Source organism: uncultured Oscillibacter sp. (assembly GCF_910587525.1).
In the GTDB taxonomy this organism is placed as follows: domain Bacteria; phylum Bacillota; class Clostridia; order Oscillospirales; family Oscillospiraceae; genus Oscillibacter.
This window is the reverse complement of record NZ_CAJULS010000091.1, coordinates 1-9,626: the sequence shown is the minus strand read 5'-3', so window position 1 is coordinate 9,626 and position 9,626 is coordinate 1. Positions and strand designations below refer to the sequence as shown.

The window sequence follows — 9,626 nt, the reverse complement described above, 5'->3', positions numbered from 1 at the left end:
ACAAGCTGGGCATCCCCGTGGTGGCCATCGCCGATACCAACTGCGACCCCGACGAAATCGACTATGTGATCCCCGGAAACGACGACGCCATCCGGGCCATCAAGCTGATCTCCTCCATCATGGCCAACGCCGTGCTGGAGGGCCGCCAGGGCGAGCAGACCGAGGAAGCCGCCCCTGCCGCCGCCGAGTGAGATACGGCGATACAATAAATTTGGAGGAACGCAATTATGGCTTTCAGCGCGACTGATGTAAAGAACCTGCGCGAGATGACCGGCGTAGGCATGATGGACTGCAAAAAGGCCCTGGCCGCCTCTGACGGCGATATGGACAAGGCCATCGAGTACCTGCGTGAGAAGGGTTTGGCTGCCTCTGTGAAGAAGGCTGACCGTATTGCCGCCGAGGGCATGGCTTATGCCGCCGTTGTGAACGGTGTGGGCGTCGTGGTGGAGGTCAACGCCGAGACCGACTTTGTCGGCAAGAACGAGAAGTTTGTGGACTTCGTCAAGGGTGTGGCCGCCACTGTGGCCGCGGCAAATCCCGCTGACCTGGACGCTCTGATGGAGTGCAAGTACAACGGCACTGACCTGACTGTTCTCCAGCAGCAGCAGGAGATGGTCCTGGTCATCGGTGAGAATATCAAGGTCCGCCGCTTTGCCCGCTTCGAGGGCGGCGTCTGCGTTCCCTATGTCCACGCCGGCGGCAAGATCGGCGTGCTGGTGAATCTGGATACCGACCTGCCCGCCGAGAAGGTGGAAGAGGCCGGCAAGGATGTGGCCATGCAGATTGCCGCGCTGAATCCCCGCTTCTGGGATAAGACCCAGGTGACCCAGGATGTCCTGGACGAGGAGAAGAAGATCATGATGGCCCAGATGGAGAACGATCCCAAGATGGCCTCCAAGCCTGAGCAGGTCCGGGAGAAAATTGTCCTGGGCAAGCTGAACAAGTTCTACACCGAAAACTGCCTGCTCCAGCAGGAGTTTGTGAAGGACGGAGATCTGACCGTAGAGAAGTATCTGGCCGCCGCCGCCAAGTCCCTGGGCGGCACCATCACCTTCAAGGATGCCGTGCGCTTTGAGAAGGGCGAGGGCATCGAGAAGAAGCAGGAGAACTTCGCCGAGGAGATTGCCTCCATGGTGAAGGGCTGATATCCCGATTGCATCCACGGGCCCGGAGCAACTGTCGTTGCCCCGGGCCTTTTGCCGGTACGCGGAGAGAACAAGAGAGAAAAGAAGTGATGCAGATGATTATCCTGGACTTGGAGTGGAACCGCAGCTATGACAAAAAACCTCTGGACGAGATTCTTCAGATCGGTGCGGTCCGGGTAACGGAGATCGGCGGACCCATTGTGGACACGTTCAGCATTTTCATCAGACCCACGGTTCACAAGCGGTTTGACCCGGGGGCGCGGAAGCTGCCGGAACTCCAGGCCTCCGTTCAGTCCACGGTGGAGTTTCCCGCTGCGCTGGAGCAGTTCCGGGCCTGGTGCGGGGGAGAGACTGCCTTCGCCGCCTGGGGCGGCGGAGACGACTTCAAAGCGCTGCGGCAGAACTGCGAATACTGGAAAATCCCTCCAGTGCCGGTGGAGACGGTCTGCGACCTCCAGATGGCCTTTTCTTATCTGGTGGGCACGGAACAGCAGGTGGCGCTGTGGCGGGCGGCGGAGTACTGCGGCATTCCGGATGTGTTCGATTATCACAATGCGCTCAATGACGCCATGTACACTGCTGTGGTAGCCGGCTGGATCACACCGGAGGCTCTGGCCTACCGGCCGGACAAGCGGAAAAAGCCTCGCCGACTGCTCTCGCCGCGTCTTTCTAAACTGCCCTTTCCGCGGCAGTCCCGCCGGAAAGTGGGACCTTTGTCCAGCCCGGCGGATGTTTTGAATGCCAAGGCGGGGCGGCATCCGAGCTGCCCCGTGTGCGGACGGGTGGGCTCTGTGAGCCGGTGGAGTTTTGCGCGGCCAAGAGGCGCGGCGGTCCCTCTGGTCTATTATGCGGTGTTCCGCTGTCAGGAACATGGGCGGTTTTTATGCCGGCTGACGCTGACCGCTCGGGAGGACGGTGCCTGGGTGGGGCGGCGGTCTGTCCCGGCCATCACGCCGGAGCTGATGCAGGAGTACGAGGCGGCGCGGCAGGGCGGCACCCACGTCTGCCGGAGCGGGGCCGGAAAGCGGCGGAGGCATCAGCAGGAGGCGAAACCGGCCGCTGTTTTAAAAAAGAACGCTTAAAAATTTCGGGAATGCCGCATACTATCTCCGGTGATGAAAGATGGAGTCAATTTGGTCCAGAGGGACGGAGCTTCCCCGGTTTCCCTCTCTGCAAGGCGATTGCCGTACGGATGTGCTGGTCATCGGCGGCGGGCTGGCAGGGTTGCTGTGTGCCCGCCGTTTGACGGAGCTGGGCGTGGAGAATATCCTGGTGGAAGCCGATGCACTCTGCGGCGGCATAACGAAAGACACCACGGCCAAGATTACCTCCCAGCACGGGCTGATCTATGACAAACTTCTGCGGCAGTTCGGCGCGGAGCGGGCGGGGATGTATCTGCAGGCCAACCAGGCGGCTGTGCGGGAATACCGGCGGCTGTGTACCGGAATAGACTGCGGATTTGAGGAGAAGGATGCTTTCGTCTATTCCCGGAGTGACAGGAGAAAGCTGGAGCAGGAGCTGCGGGCCTTGGAGGCGCTGGGGGTTTCGGCGGAGCTGAAGGAGGAGACGCCGCTGCCATTTTCTACAGCTGGGGCGGTGCGTTTTCCCGGCCAGGCCCAGTTTGATCCGCTGCGGTTCGCGGCGGCGATCTCAAAAGGGCTCCGCATTTACGAACACACGCCGGTTTTAGAGTTGGGGCCCTGTGTGGCGGCGACACCGGCAGGGAAGATCCGGGCGGAAAAGATGATTGTCTGCACCCACTTTCCGTTCCTCAACAAGCACGGCAGCTATTTTCTCAAGATGTACCAGCGTCGTTCTTATGTTCTGGCGCTGGAGAATGCCGCTGATGTGGCGGGAATGTATGTGGACGAGGCGGAGGACGGCTTGTCCCTCCGGAACGCCGGGGAGCTGCTGCTTCTGGGCGGCGGAGGCCACCGCACCGGAGGACAGGGCGGCGGCTGGAAGGAGCTGAAGCGGTGCGCAGCCCGGTATTACCCGGCTTCCAGAGAACGGGCCCGCTGGGCGGCCCAGGACTGTATGACGCTGGACGGCGTACCCTATGTCGGGCCCTATTCCGCCAGAACCCAGGGACTCTACGTGGCCACGGGTTTCAACAAATGGGGGATGACCTCCTCCATGGCGGCGGCTATGCTCCTGGGGGACCTGGTGACAGGCCGGGAGAATCCATGGGCTCCGGTGTTCTCTCCCTCTCGAACGATACTCCGGCCCCAGCTGGCAGTCAACGCCGCCGAGGCGGTGCTGAGCCTGCTGAAACCGGCAAGGCCGCGGTGTCCTCACATGGGCTGCGCGTTGAAATGGAATCCCCAGGAGCGCACCTGGGACTGTCCCTGCCACGGTTCCCGCTTTACAAGGGAGGGGCGTCTGATTGACAATCCGGCCACAGGAGATCTCAAAGGCTATAAATCTGAAAGTGAACCACAGTGACAGGACCGCCGGGAAACCGGCGGTCCTGTGCTGTTTCCCCTCCTCTGAAGGCATATCCACAAATACCGGCGCATACAATTTTTAAGAATGAAAAGGAGGGGACGGCCATGACCTCAAGGCAGGCGGGACGGAGGATCGGCACCATTGCGGCGGAGCGGCGGAGACGGAGCCGGGGCGGCGCGCGGCAGGCGGTCCGGCGGAAACAGGAGTTCCTGAGCGCTGGAGAGCGCCGCCGCCTGATCCAGCTGGTGGCCTGCGGGGGCATATTTGTCCTGCTGGTGGCGGTGAAGCTGCTGCTGCCGGGAAGAATGGCCCAGATCGACCGGTTTTTGACAGGCCCTATGGAGCAGAATGTGGATGTGCGGGCGGTATTTTCCGCCGTGGGCAGAGCTTTTGCAGGGGAGTCTGATGTGGGCGGCGCGGCCCGGGATGTGTACCGGGCGGTATTTCATCCGGAGGAGCCCGGAGAGGTGCTGGAGACTGCCGCGCTGGGGGAGCTTCCAGCGGCCATGGATACCCTGCGGGCCTACCGGGATACAGAGAAACCGGCGGCGGAAACCGGGGGCGGCGTTCAGGAACAGCTCTCCGATGGCCAGGGGCGGACGGAGGCGGCCGCGCTGGCCTATGTACTCTATTCCGACCAGAACCTGCCCAGCAATGTCAGCCTGGAACAGGCAATCCTGGATTTTGACTACTGTGCTCCGCTTGCTGGGGCCTTGAGTTCCAACTTTGGGTACCGGGAGCATCCGGTGGAGGGAGAGGAGCGTTTCCACTACGGCGTGGACCTGGCGGCAGAGACCGGCACAGAGATCGGCTGCTTTGCCGACGGCACCGTGACGGCAGTGGGGGAGAGCAGCAGTTATGGGAGGTACTGTATTGTGGCCCATGAAGGAGGATACTCCACACTGTACGCTCACTGCAGCCGGGTGACGGCCGCCTCCGGCACGGCAGTGTATAAGGGGCAGAAGATCGCGGAGGTGGGGGAGACCGGCGCGGCCACCGGGCCCCATCTGCATTTCGAGCTCCAGCGAAACGGCGTGTACTTAAACCCAATTTACTATGTGGCGGCTGTGTGACCTGCCGAACCGCATCCGCGTTTCACCAGGGTTTTGTCTGCTGACGGCCTGGTTTGCTCTGGATAACGGCTGGGAGCTGCTGGGGACTGTGCTGGGGGCCGCCGCCGTCCACGAGCTGGGGCACTGTCTGGTGCTGTGGCTGCTGAGTGCGCCTATTAACGGGCTGAAGATCGGTATTTTTGGCGCGGAGCTGGCGGCGGACAGGAGAGGCCTCTCTTACCCCGGCGAGCTGGCGGCGGTGTTGGCAGGACCAGGGGCAAATCTCCTGTGTGCCGCATTGCTGACGCTGCTGGGAGGAACACGGTGGGCAGTGTTCAGCGGCGCGAATCTGGTGCTGTGCGCCTTTAACCTGCTTCCTGTGCGCCCCCTAGATGGTGGGCGGGCCCTGTATCTGCTGACTGCCTGGGCCGCCGGGCCTGCGGAGGGTGAGAAGGCTGTCCGGTGGGCGGGGGGAGGCGCGTCGCTGATTCTGGCAGCGTCGCTGGTCTGGGTAATGGTCCGAACGGGGGGCAGTCTGTGGCTGCTGCCTGCGGCGGCGGGCCTGCTGGCGGCGGCAGGGCGGGAGCTGTGGTTGGGGGGGTTGAAAAATTCCTGATCTGTAAAAAAGTTCTTGCATTTTGTCGCTGGATGTGATATCCTATGCAGGCTACAAAGGGTGGTCCTCTGCCGTGGGCCGGTGAGATATGTTCCGGCGCCCATGGAAAGCGGCATGAACGCCTATATTTTAGGAGGAGTCAATCCATGGATCTCATTAAGGAACTGAACAAAGAAACCCTGGCCCGCGAAGTACCCACCGTCAAAATCGGCGACACTGTACGTGTCCACGTGAAAGTCAAGGAGGGCTCCCGCGAGCGTATCCAGGTTTTCGAGGGTACTGTCATTGCTAAGAAGCACGGCGGCATTGAGGAGACCATCACCGTCCGCCGTATCTCCTACGGCGTGGGCGTGGAGAAGGTGTTCCCTGTGCACTCTCCCTCTATCGATACCATTCAGATCGTCCGCAACGGTAAGGTCCGCCGGGCCAAGCTGTACTATCTGCGTGGCCGCGTGGGCAAGAGCGCCAAGGTCAAGGAGAAGCTTTGATCCGGAGATAAAGAGAGGCTGCGGCCTCTCTTTTTTCTTGTCATGGGCTTGTGAAGTCAAGGATTTTTTGCTATACTATAAAAATTAACGAATTGGGAGCTTTGCCGATGGGAAAGAGAACAAGGGGCCGGATGCCGGGCCAGGAATTGTACGAGTGGGCGCAGGCGCTGGTGTGCTCCGTGTTGGCGGTAGTGGTGCTCTTTACATTCGCTGTCCGGATCATTGGCGTGTCCGGCGGGTCGATGCGGGAGACCCTGCAGGATGGCGATCTGCTGCTGGTGCTGGACGGCTGGCTCTGCGGAGACTATGTCCCGGGGGACATTGTGATTTTGTGCAAGCCGGGCTTTCATGAGGGAAATCCCATCGTAAAACGGGTCGTCGCCGCGGCGGGCCAGACGGTGGATATCGACTTTGCCCTTGGGACTGTCTATGTGGACGGCGCGGCGCTGGAGGAGCCCTACACTCGGGAGCCCACCTTCACGGACGAGGGGACGGAGTTTCCCCTGACGGTGCCGGAGGGCTGTGTCTTTGTCATGGGCGACAACCGCAACGGAAGCGACGACAGCCGGAACCCGGCGCTGGGACCGGTGGACATCCGCGGTGTCATTGGCCGGGCGTTTTACCTGGCGGTACCGGGAGCGGCGGAGGAGACCAAAGAGCGGAATTGGTCCCGGATGGGAATGTTAAACCAGGAGGATTGAGAACCATGGAAGAAAATACAGAAAAGCTGGAGAGCCAGCAGGAGGAAAAAAAGTCCGACGGTAAGGAGTCTTACGAGTGGGTGCAGGCGCTGGTGTGCTCCGTGCTGGCAGTGGTGGTGCTGTTCACCTTTGTGGCGCGGCTGATCGGCGTGGACGGGCACTCCATGCTGCCTACACTGCAGGACGGGGACCGGATGCTGGTGCTGAACTCCGTGCTGTACCACGACTACAAGTACGGCGATGTGGTGGTGCTGCGGAAGGACACCTTTTTGAAAGACCCCATTGTCAAGCGGGTCATCGCCACAGCGGGCCAGACGGTAGACATCGACTTTGACAGCGGCACGGTCTACGTGGAGGGCGAGCCTCTGCAGGAGGACTATATCAATGAGCTGACCTTCCTGGAGGAGGGGACGGAGTTCCCCCTGACGGTGCCGGACGGCCACATCTTCGTTATGGGCGACAATCGCAACCGCTCTAGCGACAGCCGGGATTCCAACCTGGGTACGGTGGACACCCGCTATGTTATCGGCAGGGCGGTGGTGGTGGCCTTCCCGGGGCCGGATGAGGAGACGCTGAAACGGGATTTCCACCGGATCGGGGTGATTGTGTGAATATCCAGTGGTATCCCGGCCATATGACCAAGACCCGGCGAATGATCGCCGAACAGCTGAAAAATGTGGACGCAGTGTGTGAGATTCTGGACGCCCGCATCCCTGTTTCCAGCCGGAATCCGGATGTGGACCAGCTGACAGCGGGGAAGCCCCGGCTTGTTGTTCTGAACCGGGTGGACCAGGCGGACCCGGAAGCGACGAGGCGATGGGCTGCCTATTTCCGGGCGAGAGGTTATGCCGTGCTGGAATCCAACGCAAAGGGCGGCGCAGGGACGGCAAAATTTGCCGCCGCCGTGCGGGAGCTGCTGGCGGACAAGCTTCGGGCCTATGCCGAAAAGGGCCAGGCGGGCCGGATAATTCGGGTGATGATCCTGGGGATTCCCAACGTGGGCAAGTCCACCTTTATCAACAAAGTGGCGGGCCGGAAGACGGCCAGGACCGAGGACCGCCCCGGCGTCACCCGGAGCAAGCAGTGGGTGCCCATTGACAAGGGGCTGGAGCTGCTGGACACCCCGGGCATCCTCTGGCCGAAATTTGAGGACCAGAGCGTGGGGCTGAATCTGGCCTATACCGGCGCGGTAAAGGATGACATTCTAGATGTGGAGACCCTGGGCTGCCATCTGATGGCCTACCTGGGGGAGCGGTATCCCGGCGCGCTGACGGCGGGGTATAAGCTGCCGTCTCTGCCGCAGCGGGAGGAGGGGGAGAACAACATCGCCTACGGCTACCGCCTTCTTGAGGCCGCGGGCCGGAAGCGAGGCTTTCTGATTTCCGGCGGCGAGGTGGACACGGAGCGGATGGCGAAAATCCTGCTGGACGAGTTTCGGGGCGGCAGGCTGGGAAGGTTCACTCTGGAGCTGCCTGACCAGAAGGGAGGAGCTGCATGAAACGAGTGGGTCCCAGCGTTTGGATGCTGGCGGTGTCGGTTCTGGTGTGGCTTTTCGCGCTGCTCTGCACCATTTACGGCGTTTGGGCCTTGGTCACAGGTCAGGTTTCCTCGGACCCGGCGGTGCTGGAGTCCATCGGCGTGGCTCCGGGCCGGGAGAGGCTGATCTACTATCTTGGCGTTCCTTTCTTCGGGGCCTTTGTGGTGTATTTTGCCTTCCATATCTTCTTCATGGGCACAGGCTGCATCCTCTACGACGAGGAGATGGTGGTCTTTGTCCTGAACCGGCGGGAACGCCGCTCCTATCGCTGGGGAGATCTTCGCCCCGGCGGTGTGACAGTGCACAGTCTCCGGGAGATCGAGCCCGGGGGAGCGGTGTTCTTGCTGGACGGCTGGTACTTTACCTTTCCGGACGGGAGGCGTTTTCCTGTCCGGGCTATCCTTCCGGGTTACGGAGAGTTTGTGAATCTGCTGGCGAAAAAGGGGCTGTTGACCGGGCAGAGAGGTATGTGAACATGTGGGAGGTGCCGGTGGAACATACGAATCCGCACCGGGAGCGGCTTTTGGGCCGAATGGTGTTTGCCGGTGTCAGCTGGGTGATTTTTCATGTCTGGGCTGCAATCTATAACGGCGTCCACTCCATTGACCACGGCGATGGCCACAGCTATGGCTGGCAGGGCTATGCGCTGACGGCGGCGTATCTGCTGAGCTTGCTGGTATTTGACGGACTGGCGTATTTTGCCCGGAGCCGGACCGCTGGCCGGGTGCTGGCAAAATTCTGGGCCGTATGCGGTGCGGTCACCGCCATTATTCTTGCAATATGTCTGACAGGAGCGGCCGACAAAGGACTTGTAATCTTGTTCCTGCTTCTCCTGCCCTTTGTCCATCTGCTTCCTGTTCTGGAGCTGGTGATGGTGAACGATATTCTCATACTGGCGGTGATATTTGCGCTGTGTGCGGGCCATCTTGTCTGGTTCCTGTGGCTGTATCGTCTGGCAGGGGGCTGCAGGGATTTGCGAGCAGATGAAAACTCCCAGTTGGAGGAGACAACATGAGTGGAAAGGCAGGAAAGATTTGTACCATTGCGGTGCTGGCGATGTGGATTGTTCTCCAGCTGTACACAAATGCCGTCACGTTTTTTGAGAGATTTTATTATACCTACTCGGACCGGACCTGGATTGCCCTGGGGCTCTGGATTCTGAGTATACTGGTTCTGAACGTGCTGCTGTATTTTTGGGGAAGTGGAAAGCTGCTTTGCAAATTGAAATGGTGGTGGGCGATCTGCTGTCTGTTTTCTATGGTTATGCCGATCATATTTTTGCTTGGGGAGCGTCTAAACGGAGCTGTCGATGGGGTGGGAATTCTGCTCGGTGCCTTTGTGATGCCGCTTTTCCAGTATGGCGCCCTATCGTGGCTGGCACTGGGGCAGAGGATTAGCATACGGATTGTGTTCTGCATTGGCTGCCTGGGAGGGGGACTGCTGTGTCTGGTCCAGTCTGCCTATATAGCCTGGCTCCGCCGCCGGGCAAAAACGAGAGGAGAGACGGCCGATGGACCTGTGGACCCCGGAGCGGCAGCAGTGGAATCAGGGCTTTGACCTTCTCTGTGGAGTGGACGAGGCGGGGGCGGGCCCCCTGGCGGGGCCGGTGTACGCCGCAGCCGTGATCCTGCCCCGTGAG

General features: G+C 60.8%; 13 protein-coding genes and 1 pseudogene. All 14 read left to right on the top strand.

The window, feature by feature from the left end; genetic code table 11:
- Window positions 1-191, top strand: a 191-nt coding sequence (locus tag QZ326_RS08970) for a 30S ribosomal protein S2 (RefSeq protein WP_295744166.1), incomplete at its 5' end; no start/stop codon positions are given.
- A 36-nt stretch (window positions 192-227) separates the two neighbouring features.
- Window positions 228-1,145, top strand: coding sequence for a translation elongation factor Ts (gene tsf / locus QZ326_RS08965; RefSeq protein WP_295744165.1), 918 nt, complete (start codon window positions 228-230; stop codon window positions 1,143-1,145).
- A gap of 89 nt (window positions 1,146-1,234) precedes the next feature.
- The gene (locus tag QZ326_RS08960; protein WP_295744162.1) at window positions 1,235-2,227 is read left to right on the top strand and encodes a 3'-5' exonuclease; all 993 of its coding nucleotides are present in this window, start codon (window positions 1,235-1,237) and stop codon (window positions 2,225-2,227) included.
- A 40-nt stretch (window positions 2,228-2,267) separates the two neighbouring features.
- Window positions 2,268-3,590 carry an FAD-dependent oxidoreductase gene (locus tag QZ326_RS08955; protein WP_295744159.1) on the top strand — a complete coding sequence of 441 codons (1,323 nt, stop codon included), beginning with the start codon at window positions 2,268-2,270 and terminating at the stop codon, window positions 3,588-3,590.
- Between the two features lie 107 nt (window positions 3,591-3,697).
- Window positions 3,698-4,666 (top strand): M23 family metallopeptidase, encoded by a 969-nt coding sequence (locus QZ326_RS08950; RefSeq protein ID WP_295744156.1) that lies wholly within the window; start codon window positions 3,698-3,700, stop codon window positions 4,664-4,666.
- Window positions 4,650-5,261, top strand: a complete 612-nt coding sequence (locus tag QZ326_RS08945) for a hypothetical protein (RefSeq protein ID WP_295744153.1) — start codon at window positions 4,650-4,652, stop codon at window positions 5,259-5,261. Before QZ326_RS08950 ends, QZ326_RS08945 begins: the two co-directional genes overlap by 17 nt.
- 146 nt (window positions 5,262-5,407) lie before the next feature.
- Window positions 5,408-5,749 (top strand): 50S ribosomal protein L19, encoded by a 342-nt coding sequence (rplS, locus tag QZ326_RS08940; RefSeq protein ID WP_295744150.1) that lies wholly within the window; start codon window positions 5,408-5,410, stop codon window positions 5,747-5,749.
- 107 nt (window positions 5,750-5,856) lie between these two features.
- Entirely contained in the window at window positions 5,857-6,450 is a 594-nt protein-coding gene (gene lepB, locus QZ326_RS08935) for a signal peptidase I (protein WP_295744148.1), read from the top strand.
- 5 nt (window positions 6,451-6,455) lie between these two features.
- Window positions 6,456-7,061 carry a signal peptidase I gene (lepB, locus tag QZ326_RS08930; RefSeq protein WP_295744146.1) on the top strand — a complete coding sequence of 202 codons (606 nt, stop codon included), beginning with the start codon at window positions 6,456-6,458 and terminating at the stop codon, window positions 7,059-7,061.
- Complete coding sequence (gene ylqF / locus QZ326_RS08925; protein ID WP_295744143.1) at window positions 7,058-7,948, top strand: ribosome biogenesis GTPase YlqF; 891 nt, start codon at window positions 7,058-7,060, stop codon at window positions 7,946-7,948. The genes lepB (QZ326_RS08930) and ylqF overlap by 4 nt, the downstream gene beginning before the upstream one ends.
- On the top strand, window positions 7,945-8,460 hold the full coding sequence (locus QZ326_RS08920) for a hypothetical protein (RefSeq protein ID WP_295744141.1): 516 nt from the start codon (window positions 7,945-7,947) through the stop codon (window positions 8,458-8,460). The genes ylqF and QZ326_RS08920 overlap by 4 nt, the downstream gene beginning before the upstream one ends.
- Before the next feature lie 17 nt (window positions 8,461-8,477).
- A complete protein-coding gene (locus tag QZ326_RS08915) occupies window positions 8,478-9,002 on the top strand; it encodes a hypothetical protein (protein ID WP_295744139.1) in 525 nt (174 codons plus the stop codon).
- On the top strand, window positions 8,999-9,544 hold the full coding sequence (locus QZ326_RS08910; protein ID WP_295744136.1) for a hypothetical protein: 546 nt from the start codon (window positions 8,999-9,001) through the stop codon (window positions 9,542-9,544). Before QZ326_RS08915 ends, QZ326_RS08910 begins: the two co-directional genes overlap by 4 nt.
- Window positions 9,498-9,626: pseudogene (locus QZ326_RS08905) on the top strand (ribonuclease HII); the annotation flags it as partial. The gene QZ326_RS08910 and the pseudogene QZ326_RS08905, both read left to right, overlap by 47 nt.